Genomic DNA, 18828 nt, shown 5'->3' on the forward strand with positions numbered 1-18828 from the left:
TCACCTGTCAGACGCCACCCAGTGTAAGACTCGATAGCTCGGGCCTTGCCGTAGGCGCGGCCCACACCGGCTCAGGTGGCCGGTAGCGGCTGGGCTCCTGGCATAGCGCATACGAGCCCAGGTGCGCGGACATCGTCAGGGTAGTAGCCGGTCGTGCGGGCACCGGTGAAGAAGTCGTCGGTCCAGCCCGTGGTGAGCCGCTGCACAGCGTCCACATTGCCGGCCTGTGGCACTCCGCAGAGCAATTCGCCGAGCGCATCGGAACTGGTTCCTTCGGCGTCGGTATGTTCTCCGGCGGGGAGCCGGACACCGAGAAACGGCCGGTGCAGCAGCGTTTGCAGGGCGGTCGTGCCACTGCCGAAGTTATTGCACAGCGAGGGCGGTCCGGAAACAGCCAGGACGGGCAGATCGGTGGCGTCCAGATCGGTGAGTGCGCGGTCGGTGTTGTCGCCCAGGAAGGACTTCACCGGGTCCAGTAGTACCAGTCCGCGGAGGTTCTGCCAGGTCGTCGGGTAGGTCGAGTGCAGCCGGTGTGCGACATATTCGACAGCTTCCGCGCCCGCCGAGTGACCGATGAACGCGAGTAGTCCCGGCATCTCCGGGATCGGGCGACCGGCGTGGGTGGCCGCCGCGGCGAGGCTCTGCGCGAGAACTCCGGTGGGATCGGCTGCGGTGGCGAACAAGTCGGCAATGTGATCCAGGAACGGCGTATTGCTGCCGAGGTTCTGCAAGGTGCAGCCGTCGAGATTCAGGAACGGGAGGCTGGGCGCGAAGACGAGATAGCCTGCCGTGGAGAGAGTTTCGGCGAGTGCTGCGACATTGTCATTGCTGCGTGCGAACCCGTGTTGCACCCAGACCAGGCCGCGTGGTTGGCCCGAGGGTAGATACCAGTCGGCACTCTGGTTCAGAGTGCCTCCGGCACACGGGATATCGACCGTACCGGGCAAGCGCACGGGGTCGGCGGCGGCGGGCCCCGGTCCGAGGACGCCGACCGTGCACGCGGTGACAAGAATGGTCAGAACCGTAGCGCTGGCGGACGGGAAGTGCGCGGTGGTCCGCGTTTTACCCGCCCGGATACGGCTCCAGCGCGGCATCCGGTGGAACATCGAATCGTGCATGCCCGCAGTGCCTTTCGCTGACCACCTGCTCGGTGTGGCGATGAGAGTATCAACCGGACACCTGTCCGGAGGGATATTCATCGATCGCGTGCGGTCTGCGATTCAGGGCGCGTCGGGCGTGCCGGTCAGCCGCGGTGCATACGCGGACCCTGCCCGCCCGACCAGCTGTGGTGGTGGTGCCCGTGATGAATCATCACGATCATCAGGATCAGATACAGCGCCCCGAACAGCACGATGAGAGCGCCGCCGATCCACAGCGACAGAATGCCGAGCCAGCGGGCCCGGTTCGAGGCATGCTGCGCGCCCTCGACGTCACCCTCGCTCCAGAGCGGAAACACATTGAGCGCGTGGGTGAATGCCGAGAAGGCCAGCGGCCAGAAGACGATCAGGGATGCGACCGCCCAGCCCACATTGTTCGGCGGTCGGCGCACGGGGAACGTGGGCGGCGAGACCGGCTCGGTTTCGGTAGTCTCCGGTGCGGGTTCGGTAGCGATCTGCTCGGTGGCGGAAGTGTCTGCTTCCGGTTCCGGTTTCGGGTTCGTCATTGTGAAACCTCTTCGAATTACCAGGTAGGCGCTGTTCGCCACCTGCTATGAGGTCGATTACGTCACTGAAGTCTGGTGAACGCCAGTGAATCGCCGGTGAGACACCAGTGACGTTCCTGCACGGTTGCTGAATCCCCGCTAGAGACGGGGTCGAGCCAGGCGTGTCGGCCGGATCCGGCCCCGGAGTGTCACCGATTCGCCGAGGTCCCAGTGTTTCTGTTCGGCGGCTTCTGCCGCATCCACGGTGCTCGCGGAGGCCAGCACACGCTGCTCATCGCTCTTGGCGAGTTCGCACAGGCGCGCAGCCTCATTGACGGCATCGCCGATGACCGTGAACTCGTAGCGGCGGTGGGCCCCGACATTGCCGGCGACGACGCGTCCGGCAGCGACACCGATACCGGCATCGAATTCGGTGGTCTCGCTCGACAGGCGCTGCCGGATGGCACGGGTCGCCGCGAGGGCCGAGCCCGCCGCATCGGGTAGCAGGGCGGGCGTGCCGAAGACCGCGAGCGCGGCATCGCCCTCGAACTTGTTGAGCAGTCCGCCGTATCGCTCGACCTCGTCGACCACAATTCCGAAGAAGTCATTGAGAATAGTCACGATCTCGCGCGCCGGCCGGGTCGCGGCCATGGTGGTGGAGCCGATGATATCGATGAAAATCGCTGCGGCATCACACTCTTCGCCGCCCAGCTCCGGATTGCGCTCCAGCGCGGCCGCAGCGACATCATGGCCCACATGGCGTCCGAACAGATCCCGAATCTGTTCCCGCTCACGCAATCCCTGCACCATTCGGTTGAAACCGCTTTGCAGTTCCCCCAATTCGGTGCCGTCGTAGACCGTGACCGCCGCTTCCAGGTCGCCGTCCTCGACCCGCCGCAGCGCGTTGCGCACGCTGCGAATGGGTGCGACCGTCGCGCCGAGCGTCTGTGTCATGAGGAGCCCGCCGAAGACCAGCGTGGCGCCGCCGAGCGAGAGCACGCAGACCGCGAGCCGTTCGGTACTGATATCCACGCCGCCCAGGGCCAGGATCGCGATCACCATGAGCAATGCCACCGGGGTGCCCGAACCCAGCATCCACACCAGTGCCGAGCGCCCGAACACGCCGAGTCCGCGCGACTGCCGTGACGGCGCGGCATCGAGCACCCGCGCGGTGACGAATCGCAGTGCGAACTCGGCGGCCAAATAGCTGTTGGCGCATACGACAATCGCACTGGACCCGATGCCCAGCACGAATTTCGGCACGAATGCCGGATCTGCCAGCCCGTACAGCGGCGTGAGCACCGCCATCCCGCCGAGCCAGAGCAGCGCCTGCTGCAATACCAGCCGTCTGGGCACACTGGCGGCTGCCCGCCGCTCGTCGGCGTCCGGTACCCGGTCCGGTTCGATCGACCAGCGCAGCGTCCGGAGTCCCCAGATCGTTCCCCACACCATGCCGAGCAGCAGTGCCAGAGCCGCGTACAGCGGCGTTGCCACGAAGTTCAGCAGCACCAATCGGCGTGTGAATACCGACGGTCCCGGGAGCACCACTCCGATCAGCACCATGGCTACCGCGATGCCGACCAGATTCGCGCCGATCAGCGGCACGGTCAGCAGCACCTGCACGCGCACGCGCCGCGACACCGCCCCTTCCTCGGCGGGCCCGAGCAGCCGCGATCCCCATGGAGCCGCGCCCAGCGCCTGCTTGACCCCCTCACCCTCGACCATGCGTGCAGCCTAGGCGAGACCCCGTGCCGGTGCTGTTGTCTGCCGGGCCGATGTTGTGCCGTGTATTCGCGATGGTCCCAGGTCGGTTACTGCTGGTCAGGCGATCGAATCCCCGACGTCGTATAGCGTGCACCGATGTCCGGCGATGCCGGAGGTTGTTTGGCAGTCGATCGGGCGGGTACCCGCTCTGTCGTGTGTTCGAAGGTGCGTCTGCGGGCAGCAGGCGTTTGATCGGGAGGATGCGGTTCGCCGCATCCGTGCAGGTGAGGGATGTGTATGGGTGCGAGCCTGATGATCGTGGAGGATGACGACCGGGTTCGTGGCGCTCTCCGGCTCGCCATGGAAGACGAAGGATATGACGTCGCCGAAGCCGAGGAGGCCGAGACGGCACTAGAACATCTCCGGGACCACGGCGTTCCGGATGTGATGATCGTCGATCTGATGCTGGGCGAAATGGACGGATTCACCTGTATTCGTGAGGTGCGCCGCGATCATGACGTGCCGATCATCGTGGTCAGCGCACGCGACGACACCCATGACGTGGTCGCGGCATTGGAGGCGGGCGCGGACGACTTCGTCACCAAACCGTTCGAGATCAAGGAGATCACCGCGCGCATGCGGGCGCTGCGCCGGCGCGCGCGGCTGGCATCGGCCCGGGACGACGCTCCCGACGAGGCGCCCGATGAGGTGCTCTTGGACGCCGATCCGGACTCGCCGCTGGTGCTTTCACCGGACGGCGGCACGGTCCGGCGCGGCGAGGACGAACTTCATCTGACCGTCACCGAATTCCGCGTGCTGTGTGAACTCGCCGCGAGCCCCGGCCGGGTACTAAGTCGGACGGCGTTGCTCGAACGCATCTGGGACCGGGGCTTTTTCGGCGACGAACGCATTGTCGACGTGCATGTGCGCCGCTTGCGCACCAAGATCGAGCGCGATCCCTCCGACCCGCAGATTGTGGTGACCGTGCGCGGTCTCGGTTACCGACTCGATGCGCAGCGCTGATCCGGGCAGTACTGTCCCGGGTCCGCGCACCGAAAGCCTGCGCAGCCGTGTGATTTTCGCATTCACCCTGGGTGCTGGGATCATTGCGTTGCTGGTGGGAGTCACCGGGTACTGCGTCGGCCGCGAAGGCGCCGATCCCGTGTTGTTGCTGATCGGTGGTGCGCTGGCCGCCGGTGCTTTCGGTGCGGCGGCAGGCATCTGGGTGAGCCGCCGGCTGTCCGCGACGGTCGACGACTACGACATGATGGTCGATTCCCTGCAGCGGCGCATCGAACGCGAGCGCCGCCTGGTCGGGGATGTGAGCCATGAACTGCGCACGCCGCTGACCACGTTGATCACCAGTGTCGGTGTGTTGAACCGGCATTCCGAGGAGCTGCCGGAGCGTTCCCGGCGTGCACTGGAGTTCGTCAGCGCCGAGCTCGAACATCTGCGTCACATTCTCGACGACATGCTCGAGCTGGCGCGGGTGGAAGCCGGCGTACATCGCGGGGATACTGAACCGCTCTCGGTCGCGGAGTTGCTCAGACACATGCTCGCCGAGCGTTCGTACAGCCCGGACCTGCTGACGGTGGCGGGTGAGGTGACGATCTCGGGCCGCAAGGTCGAGTTGGAGCGGGCGATCGGCAATCTGCTCGAGAATGCGAAGCGGCACGGCGGCGGTGTGATCGCGGTGACTGCCGCACGGGTCGGGACGGAGGTGGTGATCACCGTGGACGATGCGGGCCCCGGAGTGCCTGCGGCGGAACGTGAACGCATCTTCGAGCGCTTCGCCACAGTCCGCAACGCGCGCAGGTCGGCCAGTGGTACCGGTATCGGGCTGGCTCTGGTCGCGGAAACCGTTGCGGCCCATCGTGGCCGGGTGGAGTGCGGCGAACGGCCCGGCGGCGGCGCCCGATTCACCGTTCGGTTGCCGAGCGTCGCCGGATGACACGCGATCGTCACACGATCGCAATGAACCCAACAGGAGACCTCAAAGTTCGTCCGCGAGGCTCGAAAGGGTCATGCAGACGCAATTGAAGACATTCGAAGCAATAGTCCAGCAAATCACTCGAGAGCCGCCCTCCGCGTTGTCTCCGGTGCGCGGCAGCAACGAATTCCTCGTCCGGGCTCCGGTGTTGGAGGACGGAGCCCGGATATGGCGCATTGCCGCGGATTCGGGAGTCCTCGATACGAATTCGAGCTATGCGTACCTGCTGTGGTGCCGCGATTTCGCGGCCACCTCGGCGGTCGTCGAAATCGACGGCAAGGTGGGCGGATTCGTCATCGGATACCTGCGCCCGCAGCAGCCACGGACGTTCTTCGTCTGGCAGGTCGCGGTGGATGAAACCCATCGTGGGCGCGGTCTGGGCGTGTCCATGCTCGACTACCTGATGGACGGCCTTGCCGAGCAGGGAGTCTCCGCACTGGAGACCACCGTCTCGCCGGACAATGCGGCCTCGACCGCCATGTTCGCCGCACTCGCCCGCCGGCGTGGCGCCCTGCTCACGGCGCGGCCGCTCTTCGAACCCGGCCATTTTCCGGACGGACATGAACCCGAACACCTGTTCCGTATAGCCACGGCAATAGACCAGGAGGTGGGCCGATGACTGCCCCCGATTTGACCATTTTCGACGAACTCGAATCCAATGTGCGCGGTTACTGCCGCTCGTGGCCCGCGGTGTTCGATACCGCGTCCGGCGCCTGGCTGCGCGATGAGGACGGCCGGGACTACCTGGACTTCTTCGCCGGCGCGGGTGCGCTCAACTACGGCCACAACAATCCGGTGCTCAAAGAGGCGCTACTGGATTACCTGGGTGGTGACGGCATTACGCACGGCCTGGATATGGCGACGGTGGCCAAGCGTCGCCTGCTCGAAACATTGCAGCGCACGATATTGCAGCCGCGCGGCTTGGACTACAAGGTGCAGTTCCCCGGACCCACCGGCGCGAATGCGGTCGAGGCGGCGCTGAAGCTGGCGCGCAAGGTGACCGGCCGGACCACAATCCTCAACTTCACCAATGCTTTTCACGGTATGACGCTGGGTGCGCTGGCGGTAACCGGCAATGCGGCCAAGCGCGCCGGTGCGGGTGTGCCGCTGCCGCATGCCACTCCGATGCCGTTCGACGGCTATCTGCCGGATTCGCAGGACGATCCGTTCGTGTGGATGGAGACCATCCTGGACGATGCTTCCTCCGGGGTGGACAAGCCCGCCGCGGTGATCGTCGAAACCGTCCAGGGCGAGGGCGGCGTCAATATCGCTCGCCCCGAATGGCTGTGCTCCCTGTCGCAATTGTGTTCGGCGCGTGAGATTCTGCTGATCGTCGACGATGTGCAGATGGGCTGCGGGCGTACCGGGCCGTTCTTCTCCTTCGAGGAGGCGGGCATCATCCCCGATATTGTCACGCTGTCGAAATCTATTGGCGGCTACGGGCTTCCGATGGCGCTGGTACTCATGCGTCCCGAGCTCGATCAGTGGGCGCCGGGGGAGCACAACGGCACTTTCCGTGGCAATAATCCGGCGTTCGTGACCGCGACGGTGGCGCTCGAGCACTACTGGTCCGATACCTTGCTGTCTACCGCGACTCTGGCCAAGGGCGAACTGGTGCACCGCACGCTGGACGAGATGTGCGGGTCCTTCGAGGGACTGTCCACGCGGGGCCGCGGACTGGTGCACGGTGTGGTCTTCGACGAACCGTCCCAGGCGGGCAAGGTGTCCCAGGTGGCATTCGAGCACGGGCTGCTGGTGGAGACCTCCGGCGCCCAGGACGAGGTGATGAAATTGCTTCCGCCGCTGACGATTACGGAACCGGAGCTGGATCACGGCCTCGCCATAATCGCCGACGCGGTAGCTGTTGTCTGCGACGGGAAGGGGCGCTGACATGATCGTGCGTACCACTGCGGAGATCACCGGAACCGAACGTGATGTGGCAGAAGCGGGTTGGCGCAGTAAGCGCATCGTGCTCGGCGGCGACGGTGTGGGTTTCTCGTTCCACGAGACCACCATCGAGCCCGCGACTGTGCACGAATTCCACTACCTCAACCATGTGGAAGCGGTGTGGCTCGTCGAGGGGGAGGGCAGTCTCACCGATCTCGACAACGGCGTCAATTACGAGCTGGGCCCGGGGTCGATGTACCTGCTCGACGGTCATGAGAAGCACCGGCTGCACGCGCACACCCGGATGCGCATGCTATGCGTGTTCAATCCGCCGGTCACCGGCCAGGAAGTGCACGACGAGAACGGGATCTACCCGCTCGTCGCCGTATCGACCGACTAGCGAATGACGGGAGCTCCCAGGGCATGACGACTACGTACGACACCCTCTTCGACAGATATCCGACCCGGACGGACGGACCCGCGCCTCACCTGGAGCGCACCGATCCCACCGTATGGGGCGAGGTCGGTTCTGTGGCGCTGGCGAGTTTCGACGCCGAGGGATACGCGATCTTCGACGGCCTGCTCGATCGTCAGGAGGTCGCCGGCGTCGCGGCCGAGATCGAGCGCCTGACAGGCGATCCCGAACTGATGCTCGACGAGCGGGTCGTCATCGAGCGTGAGTCGAACCGCGTCCGGTCGATTTTCGAGGTGCACAAGCTCAGTGTGCTGATCGCGAATCTATTGCGGGAGAGCAGAATCGCCGGTCTGGCTCGCCAGGTCCTCGGTTCCGAGGTCTACATCCACCAGAGCCGGATCAATTACATGCCCGGCCTGCGGGGCGCCGGCTTCGACTGGCATTCCGACTTCGAAACCTGGCATGCCGAGGACGGAATGCCCGCGCCGCGCGCGGTCAGCCTCTCCATCGCCCTGACCGACAATTTCCCCTTCAACGGCAGCCTGATGGTGATGCCCGGCTCGCACCGGACCTTCGTGCCGTGCGAAGGGGCGACCCCGGACCAGCATTACCGAGATTCCCTGCGGCAGCAGCAGATCGGCGTCCCCTCCGAAGCCGACATCACCGAACTGGCGAACAAACACGGCATCGCCCAGTTCACCGGCCGCGCTGGATCCGCCCTGCTGTTCGACTCGAACATCATGCACGGCTCGTCCAACAACATCACCCCCTTCCCCCGATCGAACCTCTTCATCGTCTTCAACAGCGTGGAGAACACCCTGGCCGATCCCTACGCGGCCACCACCCCCCGCCCCACCTATATAGCGAACCGCGACTTCACCCCGATCATGTAGCTCGCACCGCCACCCCAGCCGAGAGGGACCGCCTGAAAAGGCGGTCCCTCTCGGCATTTCCATCCCGAGCACCACCTCAACTCCCACCATCCGCACCCAGCAACAGCGATGCCCGAGCGCCTGCGGTGCATTCGTCAACTCGGCAATCACGATGCAGTGTCACAACTTCCGCCAGCTGAGCCCGCGACCGGCCCTCCAGTAACACCCCGTGATCGGCCAATTCCAATGTGCGCGGCGCAATGTACTCCACCCCCTCACCTCCGGTGCTTCCCGGAAGCCCGATGCCGCCCAGCCGAGACCGGCATCAACACCCGCCGCTCCCCGCCGAGCCGCCCACACAGAACAAGAATTGCCCGACCAAATTCCGCCTGAAGCAACATAGGTAAACCTCCTGCTGCGATGTGTTCTGAAGCCCGCCGATGGCCGGTACTTCGCCCGCCACCCGAAGCAGTTGCGAAGGGGCACAACGCAAGAGCGATCCAGCTTCGAGTGGTCCAAGGCTTCCCGGCCACCGGGGGTGCAATCAGTACACGCCCGACGGTCCCGGTTTGGAATCTCCAAACACGCATTTCCGCGCCCGTGATGCGGTCATTCCTTTACGGTCATTTCCACGACAGGGCTTTCCAGAATCTAGAGCGTCCGATAGTGAGGCTAACGAGATGGGAACTGGATCGACGCTGGCCCGCAGAGCATTGGGGCGGGAGCTCAAGCGACTGCGAGAAGCAAAGCAAATGAATCAGTCTGCCGCGGGGCGTGTCATCGGTGTCTCGCCGCAAACCATTGGGCGCATGGAGGACGGACTACCGACCAAGGTCTCCGATCTGTACATCAACGCGCTGTCCGACGCCTACACGGCTACGAGTGGTCAGCGAAAGATGTTGTTGGAGCTGGCACTTGAGGTGCGAACCACGCAAAAGTCGGGCGGCGGTTGGTGGCGCGCGTATGCCGACTCCGGGATACGACTCGGAATCGATCACTACATGGGGCTCGAGGAGTCGGCACGCAGGCTGGCAACCTGGAAAGTGACCATCGTGCCGGGACTGCTCCAGACGGCTGAATATCGCCGCGCGATCGCGTGGACCGACTCGCCTGGTTTGCCGCCCGAACAGGTCGAGAAGCGTATCGAGGTCGCGATGCGGCGGCAGGAACGGCTCGCCGATGCCGCTTTCGCGGTGGACGTGATCCTCTGGGAGTCGGTGCTTCGCGACCAGATCGGTGGTCCGGGCGTGATGGCTGAGCAACTCCTGCGTATTGCCGCTATCGGACAGCTCCCCAACATATCGGTTCGCATCGTCCCTTTCGACGCCTCAGGTCACCTCGGATCGGTGGTGGGATCGTTTGTGCTGCTGGAGTTTCCACAACTCGCGGCCACCGGTTTGATCGAGCCGCCGGTCGTGTTCGTGGAAGAATATGCCGGAGACCTCTACCTTGAGCGAGAGGCTGAAGTGCAGCGGTACCGCGACGCATTCACCGAGATCAGCCGTGTGGCAGTAGATCCCGACACGAGCAGGGGCCTCGTGCTCGAGATAGCGAAGGAGTATCGCCAGTGAACACCGACCTATCGAGACCCGAGTGGTTCAAGTCGAGCCGCAGCACCTCATCGGGGGAGTGTGTGGAGGCCGCACACTTCACCGGGGGAGCAGTCGGCATCCGCGACTCCAAGAATCCGCTCGGCCCGGCGCTCACCTTCGGTCCGCAGCAGTGGGACAGCTTCGTGATCGCGGTCCAGACAGGCACTTTCGACATTTAGCGCTTGGCACGGCAACGCTCCGGCCTGAGCGGTCAAAAGCCCCACCATGACGGCATTATTCACGGCCTGAAGCCGATTCCTGACCGCTCAGGCCGGTCTCGAAGCGGGATCCACAACGTGGGCTCGCTCGAATGCGAGCCCATGATCTGAAGCATCGCGGAGTGCTCTGGTGGTGGGATTTTCGGTGTGTCCCCACCGCCAGGGCCTCTCGGCGTCCTTTCGTGTGCGCGGGGGGTGAGGGTTGGGTGCTGGTTCGGACGGGGATGCTGGTCCGGTGTTCTCACGCGGGTTCGAGATGTGCGGGGAGATGGGCAATTGCGGATTCGACCCGATGCGGCGGCCTATGGAATGTGCGTTCGTCGAAATTGGTTGGCGCATCGGTGGTGCGACCCCTTACAGTCGATCGAGTACAGCGAACGTGGTGTGAGCGGGCCGGATTCGGTCGGTTACCACTTCTAATGGGGATGTCGCGAGTTCGAATCTCGCCGGAAGCTTGCTTCCGTAGCTCAGTTTGGTAGAGCGCCACACGTCGGTCGGAACAACACGACCGCTCACCTTACGTTTGCTGTGGCGAGAAGGACGGGCCGGAGTTGATCGGTTATCGGTTACCAAGGTTCAACTCCTTGCTGACATTCGGAGTGATCCGCATGTCAGTCCCGGTCGGCGCACCATGACCGTCCGCTCTCGAAGGCAGTACAGGACAACGTAAGACGGGCCGGAGCTGATCAGTTATCCGGAGCGGGGCATTCGCGGGTTCGAATCCTGCCGGACGACATTGTCGTCTGTGGCCGAGTGGTAGAGGCGTCCGCCAAAAACTCTGGTCGGCATTCACACGCCCGTCTTTCCCCATGCCCTTCACCGGGCCGAACAAATGAGGTGACCATGGACGCTTACGCAGGCGTGAACCTGCGGGCAACCCCGCAGTCGCAGCCGGCCGATCCGCGCCAGGTTGCCGATAACGCCGGTGGTTTCATCTTCGAGGTGACGCCGGAAGTGCGGCTGCGCCGCTTCCTCACCCTCGGCATCGAGGGCGGTACGTATTACGTGAACGCGCGTGATCTGACGAAGGAGAACGCCACCGTCGTACTGGATTTCGCCCGTAATCGCACTGCGGACCTGGTCGCCGAAATCCTCGCGATCTCCACTGCGGGCCGGGCGCCGAAGCAGAACCCGGCGCTCTTCGCCCTGGCGGCCGCCGCGTCTCTCGGCGATGTAGACGGCCGGCGCATCGCGCTCGACGCGCTGCCGCTGGTCGCGCGCACCGGTACCCACCTGTTCCTGTTCGCCCGCTATGTCGAGCAGTTCCGTGGATGGGGACGCGGGCTGCGTCGCGCTGTCGCCCACTGGTATGTGGAGAAGTCCGTCGACGACCTCGCGTATCAGGTAGTCAAGTACCAGCAGCGTGAAAGCTGGACGCATCGCGATCTGCTGCGTTTGTCGCACCCGGCTACCGACGAGGACGAGCGCCGCCGTCTGTTCGACTGGATCTGCCACCGCGAGGCTTCGCTCGAGGGACTGCGCCTGATCGAAGGTTTCAAGCGCGCCCAGGACGCGCCGGTCGCCCGCATCCCGGACCTTGTGCGCGAGTACCGGCTGTCGTGGGAGATGCTGCCCGATGCCGCGATCAACGAGCCGGCCGTATGGGAGGCGCTGCTGGACAACGGGATGCCGCAGACGGCGCTGATGCGCCAGCTGCCGCGTCTCACGCGTCTCGGTCTGCTGTCCCCGCTGGGGTCGCGAACCAAGACCGTCGCCGAGCAGCTGGCCGACCGCGATCGTCTGCGGAAGGCTCGCGTACACCCGGTGAATGTCCTTGTCGCGCTGCGTACTTACGCGTCCGGCCGATCGGCGCGTGGGGAAAGCTCCTGGGAGCCTTCCCGTCCGATTGTGGACGCCCTCGATGCCGCGTTCTATCAGGCGTTCGAGGTGGTGCAGCCGACCGGTAAGCATCACCTGCTCGCGCTGGACGTGTCCGGATCGATGGCGACGACTGTCTCGGGGCTGCCGTTGACCGCTCGCGAGGCGACCGCTGCGCTGGCACTGGTAACCGCATCGACCGAATCCTCTTACGACATTGTCGGATTCACGTCGAACGGCGACTACCGCAACGCCGCACTGACGCACCTGCCGATCAGTCCGCGCCAGCGCCTCGACGACGCCATCCGAGCGGTGAGCAACCTGCCGTTCGGTGGTACCGACTGCGCGCTCCCCATGCAGTACGCACTGGAGAACAAGCTGCACGTGGACGTGTTCGAGGTACTAACCGACAACGAGACCTGGGCGGGCAAGGTGCATCCGCATCAGGCACTGCTGCAGTATCGGCGTGAGATCAACCCGGAGGCCAAGCTGGTCGTGGTCGGCATGACCGCGACGAACTTCTCCATCGCCGATCCGTCCGATGCGGGCATGCTCGACATTGCCGGGTTCGACTCGGCGGTGCCGACGCTGTTGGCAGATTTCGCTCGCGGTGTCTGACGGCCGGGCCTTGTTGTAAGGCATCACCGGCGGGCGCTGGTGGCGGCACCTTCTCGGTGTTCCAACCACCAGCGCCCGGTCGGCGTCGTTTCGCATGGGCGGGAAGCAGATCCGGGCAGAGCTGCGGTCAGATTGTCTGCGCGCGGCGGAAGGCTTGCTGAAATATGTAGGTCGGTCTATTGTTTGTCTGGTGAGCAATAAGGGAGCCGAGACCAGGGTCAAGCTGTTGGATGCGACTCGCACGCTGGTCGAGGCTCGTGGGTACTTCGGGACCGGGCTCAATCAGATCATCGAGACCAGTGGGGCGCCGCGGGGATCGCTCTACTTTCATTTCCCTGGTGGTAAGGACCAGTTGGTCGGTGAGGCCATCGGGCGTAGCGGGACCGATATCGCGGAGCTCATCGCCGTCGTGGAGGCGCCCGATGCCCGAGAGTTCGTGCGGCAGTTGCTCACCCTGCTCGGCGACCGGCTGGAGCTCTCCGAATGGACCAGCGGATGTCCGGTCGCGGCTGTCGCGCTGGACGTAGCCTCGTCCAATGACACTGTGCAGCAGGCCTGTTCGGCTGTCTACCGGCAGTGGGAAGACGTGCTGCGGGACCGGTTGACCGCGTACGGGCATCCAGAGCCGGAACGGATGACCACCGCGGTCCTCGCGATGATCGAAGGCGGGCTGATTCTGGCCCGCACCCACCGTGACCGCACACCGCTGCGGCAACTGGCCGAAATTGTCGACATCCTCGTGTGAGCCGTACTCGCGGTTCCGCCGACCTGGCGATATACCTTCAAAATATATAGATCGATCTACTGAAAGCTGACAATCATGGTAGACACGGACTCGATCGTCTTCGGCGCCGCCGGATTCATCGGACGCTCGCTGGTCGCCGAGCTGCTGCGGGACGGCCATACCGTCACTGCCGCTGTCCGGGCCGGCAGTCAGGATCGCTTGCGCACCTGGCTTACTGGCGAAGGCGTCGACCAGAGCGGACTCACGATCGTCGACACCGATATCGCGCAACCCGATCTGGCCCTGCGTGGCACGATCGCGGGCGTCCGCGACGTGTACAACGCCGCGGCGCTGATGAAATTCGGGCTGCAAGCCGACGAGGCCCGCCGGGTCAATGTCACGGGCGCGGTGAATGTACTCACCTGGGCGAGTAGGCAACCGGAGCTGCGGCGGGTCGTGCACATCACCGCGTACCGCGCCACCGTGGAGGGTGGACTCGAACGCGACTATCGCAACGGTGCGTACGGCGCCTCGAAACTCGAGGCCGATGCCGCGCTACGCGAACGTGCTGCCGCACAGCGTATTCCACTGACCATTGCCAACCCCTCCACGGTGCTGGGTCCCGGTCAGTACTTCGGCCTCGGTGACGTCGTCGACAATCTGTGGAACGGCAAGCTTCCCGCGCTTCCCGGCCGGAGCGACACATTCATCCCCGTTGTCGATATCACCTATCTGGCCCGCTTCATCGTCGGACTGCCCACACTGCCTGACACAGTCAGCAAGGAATACACCCTCCTCGACCCCGCCACACCGAATCTGCCCGACCTGATTCGACTGATCGCCGACCATCTCCACGTTCCCGCACCACGTTTCACGATCCCGGTATCGCTACTGCGTGCCCTGCCCCGCGCACTCACCAACGCGGAACCAGAATCGCTGATGTTCATTGCCAGCGACCGATACGACACCACGGCCGCAGATGACGTCGCCCGCAGGCTCGGAATTGCGCATCCGCCCGTCGGCGAACTACTGCGAAGCTGGGCTGACGGAATTGTCGCGACTCGCTTCGGTGCCGCTCCAGCGTCCGCTGCGGCCGGTTTCAGTAACGGCACCTGGGTTTCGGGTGACACCATCACGCCGAAGTACGTTCTGCTGCACGGTCTTCCCATCGACAGCGAGGCATGGAACGAGGTCGTGAGCCGATTGGACGCGCCGGTGCTGACAGCCGACCTGCCTGGAGTCGGACGCTCGGCGGCGAGTCCCGATTCGATGGTCGAGTGGCTCGATGACCTCATGTCCACGGTGCAGACCCGTCCGGTGTTGGTCGCCCACTCGCTCGGCACCGAACCCGCGGTGCAATTCGCTCTTCGCCACCCCGATCGCATCTCGCGACTGGTCCTCATCTCGCCGGCATTCCTACAGTCGCGAGCACCGTGGCTGACCCGCTCCCGCATTATCGCCGAGGTGATGAAGCGCCTTCCGGTGGCGAAACTGGCTGAGCAGCTGGGTGTTCCGAACAGCGCGGCCGTCGCGAGCGCCGCCGCCAACCTCCGTCGGCCCGGCGTCGCACAGCGGACTGTCGCGGCACTCGCCGCCGCCAGCGCCCCGAAGAATCGGGCGGCGATCAGCGCCGAATTAGCCCAACTGCGAGTGCCTTTCGACATTGTCGCCGGTTCGAACGATCCGGTGACCGCACCCATCACCCACCCGGTGACGATCATCGAAGGGACCGGTCACTATCCCCAACTGACTCACCCAGATGTCATCGCGGACCTGCTGATCGGTCGCGGAAGTCGCGCCGCCACGGCGGAGGGTGCAGTGTCGGTAGCCGGCTGAACTTCGAATCCAGTCGAGTGAGTCCCGTCCGGAATTCCGGACGGGACTCATTTCCGATAGTCGAACAGAGACGTGCTGCAGGCCTTTGCGATGCCCGTTGGCAGGATGCAGGCATGCGAGTGACGCTTTTCGAGAGTTCTGGACCGGTGCAGCGGGATCGGCCCGATACCAATACGGTGGCCCGGCTCGACGAGGTCGAGTCGTTCGAGGAGTTGCTCGCTGTTCTGGACGAACTGCGCAGCGTGCACAGTCCGGCGCGGATCCTGTGCACGCTCGATGATGTCGATCAATGTCTGTATACGAGTATGCATGCCTCGGAGGACGACCGGCTCTGGTTCGAGGAGGGTGAGGCAGAGGACGAAGATGCCGTCGCGAGGCAGCGCGTCGACAACGCGCGGATCGCCCATTTGTCCGAAAGACTCCAGGACGGTGCGCTTCGAGTCGAATGGGAAGCGCTCCCCGGCACGCGAATCGGAGGAAAAGAGGACGTCTCGGGTCTCGTTACCCTGAACCGAGTACCGGATCGCGCTCTCGACGATGTGGTGTTGATTCAGCGTGTGCCGGTAGCAACCGATGATCTCGCGATCACCGGGATTCCCAACGGCTACTTCGCCGATGATTGGGACATCTTCCAAAACCACGCTGTCGTCAGGCGATTGGCGACGCACGGCTACCGCCACTTCGGCATGGGCGCAGCATTTCTAGCGTTCGACCGCCGAACCATCCCCTCTGAGACCGAAGCGCAGGCTGTCATCACCGACCTCGTTCACCTTTACGGAGCGCCCGAATCTCCCGAATGGCCGGAACTGGCGGCACTCCTCACCGGACAGCGCCTGCTCATCCTCGGCTATACAGAGGACTTTGCCGACACGCTCGATGCGTAGTGTGAAAAATCGTCGACCAGGAACTGGTGGAGGGACTTCTCGGTGCATCTGGAACTCATCACCATTGTGGTCGCGGAGTACGACCCGGCCATCGAATTCTTTGTGCAGGTCTTGGGTTTCGACCTGGTCGAAGACTCTCCGTCGCTGACCAACGACGGCCGCCCGAAGCGTTGGGTGGTCGTCAGGCCGCCTGGCACGGCGACCGGAATCCTGCTGGCGCGTGCCGATGGAGACGCGCAGCGCGCTGTGATCGGCGAGCAGGTGGCCGGGCGCGTGGGGTTCTTCCTACGGGTCGACGACTTCGGCGAGGCCTACCGCCGAATGATCGGGGCCGGTGTGCGATTCATGACCGAACCGCGCAGTGAGCCGTACGGGCAGGTTGCTGTCTTTCTCGACATCGCGGGCAACCGGTGGGACCTCCTCGGACCGGTGTCAGTCGCGTAGAGCACGTAGTAGCGATGAGTTTCGGTTGGCTGCGACGTCTGTGTTGTGAACGGGTTTCTGACGGCACCGAGGAGAGCTGTGGTTGATCACATCGCTGATGGTCCGGTAGTGGGTCCTGACCTGCTCGAAGTTGTCGAAGTGCCGACGGCGGTCGTTCGTGGCACGGTTCCGGTGTCCGGGCTGCGAGACTTCTTCGACACCTCGTTCCGCGTATTGCCGGAGGTGGTCGCCGCACAGGGTGCGGCGATCGGCGGACCGGCGTTCGGCCTGTATCGGGGCGTCTCAGGCGAATCGATCGACCTCGAGGTCGGGTTCGCCGTTGATAGGGCTGTGCAGCCGGAGCGTGGCGTCAGCGCCGGGTGTCTGCCGGCGGGCCGGGTTGCCCGGGTTGTCCATGTCGGCAACTTCGACGGATTGAGCGACGCATGGGATCGCTTGCAGGTCTGGATCGGCGAGCAGGGTGGGGTGGCCGGTCCGGTTCGCTGGGAGGTCTACCACACCCAACCGACCCCGGACATGGACCCTTCGGGTCTGCGTACAGAGCTCAACTGGCTCTTGAGCGACTGACGAGAGGGCACCGGACATGCGGGTTCTGGCTCGCTTGTGCATGAGCGCCGATGGGTACATCACCACTCCGAACGGGTGGCCGCCGCAGGTTGTCGATCCGGCGCACGGGCCGGAAGTCATGGGATCGCGGAATTTCTGCAGACGTGTGAGGCGGCGCTGATGGGGCGCACCACATTCGAGCCCGCCGACGGGACTTCCGTTGCGCGCCAGGCGGGTTGGGCACCAGCATCGCAGCGGTCGGAAGGCGAGCTCAACACCTAGCTCACGCCGACCGTCACCCGCAGGCTTTTCCGCCCAGCGTCGAGATGTCGATGGCGTCGGCCATGGCGCGGTAGCCGGTCAGGTTGGGGTGGAGTTTGTCGGGACCGGCGAAGCGGGGGTCGAGGGCATTGGGATCGGCCGGATCCTGGACGGCGGCGGCGAAGTCGATGACTGTGTCGGAGAGGTGCTGGGTGCGGATCCAGTCGTTGATGCGCAGTCGAATCGGGTTCTGGCGCGGAGCGATCGTGCTGCCGAGGAGGGATCCGCCGGCCGGCATCAGGGTGCCCAGGTGGACGCGCAGACCAGCGGCTTTCAGTCGGGTGATGATGTTGATGTAGGTGGCGATCAGCCGGTCGTAGTCGGCGCCGGCGGGGGAGTCGAGATCGTTGATGCCCTCCAGGAGGATGACATCGGAGACGGCCGATTGGCTCAGGACATCCGCCGCCGCGCGGGAAACGGCGCTCGGGCCGAACACCGGGAGCATGCCGTCGTCGGCCAGCGCATTGCCGGAGATGCCCGCATTGAGCACGGTCAGAGGTATTCCCGCCGTGTCCAGGCGATGCTGGAGGAAGTCCGGATAGCGGGCGTTGGTATCAGGGAGCGTCGGATTCTGCGGTATGCCAATGTAATTGGCGGAGACGTATCCGTCGGTAATCGAATCACCCAGTGCGACAACGGCGGAAGCATCGCCCGAAGCCGATACATCTAAGGTCGAGACGAGTGGAACCGCGGTGGTGGTGAGGCTGAACACCGCCCCGGCGGAATCGCCGGTGGTGTCACCAGCTCCGGGCGCGGTGTAGTAGCTGGTGGCATTGCCGTTGAAATGTTCGGTCAGAAACGGCGCAGCCCCGGGCAGATACACGCTCACCGCGATGGGTTCCCAAGCCGTCGCGCCGAATTCGATGGGATCGCTCAGGATCTCCGCACCCGGCGCCAGCGTGACGCCCGCCTGCCCGGCAAAGGTGATGGGCCGCATCGAGGCCGCATCCACCTCGGCTCCCGCTGCGCGGTCGGCAATCGTGGCATGACCGACGGTCAGCGGCAATGACCGGAATCGATTGGTCAACCGAATCCGCACCTGGCCGCCACCGCGATGCGGCGTGACCACGATCCGATAGGACTGCTCGCCTACCGAAAATATGGGCTGCAGTGCAGGATCGAACGCCCCGAGCGCATCGGAGGGACTGGCTGCCCAGGATCCCACCCAGTGCGTTGCCGAACAATCGGCGACACCCGGGCCGTCCGCCTCGGCCGGTCCGACGCCCACGGCTGCGAAGACCGCCAGTGTGGTCAGCAGAACCGCCCGCCCCCGAATGGCATTCGGATCGTTGGTCAACACATGTCCTCCCCTGGTAC

Annotated in this window: 18 protein-coding genes; 14 read left to right on the plus strand and 4 right to left on the minus strand. The window is 64.6% G+C overall.

Annotated features, from left to right (window positions below; genetic code table 11):
• Nucleotides 1–71 precede the first annotated feature (71 nt).
• From JWN03_RS22135 to JWN03_RS22145, 3 genes are all read right to left on the minus strand, one after another.
• A complete protein-coding gene (locus JWN03_RS22135) occupies nucleotides 72–1118 on the minus strand; it encodes an alpha/beta hydrolase (protein ID WP_297618173.1) in 1047 nt (348 codons plus the stop codon).
• Nucleotides 1119–1243: 125 nt separating this feature from the next.
• Nucleotides 1244–1663, minus strand: coding sequence for a CD225/dispanin family protein (locus JWN03_RS22140; protein ID WP_297618175.1), 420 nt, complete (start codon nucleotides 1661–1663; stop codon nucleotides 1244–1246).
• A gap of 138 nt (nucleotides 1664–1801) precedes the next feature.
• Nucleotides 1802–3367, minus strand: a complete 1566-nt coding sequence (locus JWN03_RS22145) for an adenylate/guanylate cyclase domain-containing protein (RefSeq protein ID WP_297618178.1) — start codon at nucleotides 3365–3367, stop codon at nucleotides 1802–1804.
• Between the two features lie 276 nt (nucleotides 3368–3643).
• On the opposite strand from JWN03_RS22145, the gene JWN03_RS22150 reads away from it, so the two are divergent.
• From JWN03_RS22150 to JWN03_RS22215, 14 genes are all read left to right on the plus strand, one after another.
• Complete coding sequence (locus JWN03_RS22150; protein WP_297618181.1) at nucleotides 3644–4369, plus strand: response regulator transcription factor; 726 nt, start codon at nucleotides 3644–3646, stop codon at nucleotides 4367–4369.
• Nucleotides 4356–5297, plus strand: coding sequence for a sensor histidine kinase (locus tag JWN03_RS22155; protein WP_297618185.1), 942 nt, complete (start codon nucleotides 4356–4358; stop codon nucleotides 5295–5297). The genes JWN03_RS22150 and JWN03_RS22155 overlap by 14 nt, the downstream gene beginning before the upstream one ends.
• Before the next feature lie 85 nt (nucleotides 5298–5382).
• Nucleotides 5383–5955 (plus strand): diaminobutyrate acetyltransferase, encoded by a 573-nt coding sequence (ectA, locus tag JWN03_RS22160; RefSeq protein WP_441343038.1) that lies wholly within the window; start codon nucleotides 5383–5385, stop codon nucleotides 5953–5955.
• Nucleotides 5952–7226 (plus strand): diaminobutyrate--2-oxoglutarate transaminase, encoded by a 1275-nt coding sequence (ectB, locus tag JWN03_RS22165; RefSeq protein WP_297618187.1) that lies wholly within the window; start codon nucleotides 5952–5954, stop codon nucleotides 7224–7226. Before ectA ends, ectB begins: the two co-directional genes overlap by 4 nt.
• Before the next feature lies 1 nt (nucleotide 7227).
• The gene (locus JWN03_RS22170) at nucleotides 7228–7623 is read left to right on the plus strand and encodes an ectoine synthase (protein WP_297618189.1); all 396 of its coding nucleotides are present in this window, start codon (nucleotides 7228–7230) and stop codon (nucleotides 7621–7623) included.
• Between the two features lie 23 nt (nucleotides 7624–7646).
• Nucleotides 7647–8531 carry an ectoine hydroxylase gene (gene thpD, locus JWN03_RS22175; protein ID WP_297618191.1) on the plus strand — a complete coding sequence of 295 codons (885 nt, stop codon included), beginning with the start codon at nucleotides 7647–7649 and terminating at the stop codon, nucleotides 8529–8531.
• A 659-nt stretch (nucleotides 8532–9190) separates the two neighbouring features.
• A complete protein-coding gene (locus tag JWN03_RS22180; RefSeq protein WP_297618193.1) occupies nucleotides 9191–10081 on the plus strand; it encodes a helix-turn-helix domain-containing protein in 891 nt (296 codons plus the stop codon).
• Complete coding sequence (locus tag JWN03_RS22185; protein WP_297618196.1) at nucleotides 10078–10281, plus strand: DUF397 domain-containing protein; 204 nt, start codon at nucleotides 10078–10080, stop codon at nucleotides 10279–10281. The genes JWN03_RS22180 and JWN03_RS22185 overlap by 4 nt, the downstream gene beginning before the upstream one ends.
• Nucleotides 10282–11163: 882 nt before the next feature.
• Nucleotides 11164–12756, plus strand: a complete 1593-nt coding sequence (locus tag JWN03_RS22190) for a TROVE domain-containing protein (protein ID WP_297618199.1) — start codon at nucleotides 11164–11166, stop codon at nucleotides 12754–12756.
• 190 nt (nucleotides 12757–12946) lie between these two features.
• The gene (locus JWN03_RS22195) at nucleotides 12947–13501 is read left to right on the plus strand and encodes a TetR/AcrR family transcriptional regulator (RefSeq protein ID WP_297618202.1); all 555 of its coding nucleotides are present in this window, start codon (nucleotides 12947–12949) and stop codon (nucleotides 13499–13501) included.
• Between the two features lie 75 nt (nucleotides 13502–13576).
• Nucleotides 13577–15316 (plus strand): alpha/beta fold hydrolase, encoded by a 1740-nt coding sequence (locus JWN03_RS22200; RefSeq protein ID WP_297618206.1) that lies wholly within the window; start codon nucleotides 13577–13579, stop codon nucleotides 15314–15316.
• A gap of 113 nt (nucleotides 15317–15429) precedes the next feature.
• Entirely contained in the window at nucleotides 15430–16200 is a 771-nt protein-coding gene (locus JWN03_RS22205; RefSeq protein ID WP_297618209.1) for a hypothetical protein, read from the plus strand.
• A 42-nt stretch (nucleotides 16201–16242) separates the two neighbouring features.
• Nucleotides 16243–16644, plus strand: coding sequence for a VOC family protein (locus JWN03_RS22210; protein ID WP_297618212.1), 402 nt, complete (start codon nucleotides 16243–16245; stop codon nucleotides 16642–16644).
• Between the two features lie 78 nt (nucleotides 16645–16722).
• Complete coding sequence (locus JWN03_RS22215) at nucleotides 16723–17211, plus strand: GyrI-like domain-containing protein (RefSeq protein WP_297618215.1); 489 nt, start codon at nucleotides 16723–16725, stop codon at nucleotides 17209–17211.
• A 274-nt stretch (nucleotides 17212–17485) separates the two neighbouring features.
• Here JWN03_RS22215 and JWN03_RS22220 read toward each other — a convergent pair whose 3' ends face one another.
• Nucleotides 17486–18808 (minus strand): GDSL-type esterase/lipase family protein, encoded by a 1323-nt coding sequence (locus JWN03_RS22220; protein ID WP_297618218.1) that lies wholly within the window; start codon nucleotides 18806–18808, stop codon nucleotides 17486–17488.
• Nucleotides 18809–18828: the final 20 nt, after the last annotated feature.

Origin of the sequence: Nocardia sp. (assembly GCF_025465275.1) — a bacterium.
Taxonomy (GTDB): domain Bacteria; phylum Actinomycetota; class Actinomycetes; order Mycobacteriales; family Mycobacteriaceae; genus Nocardia.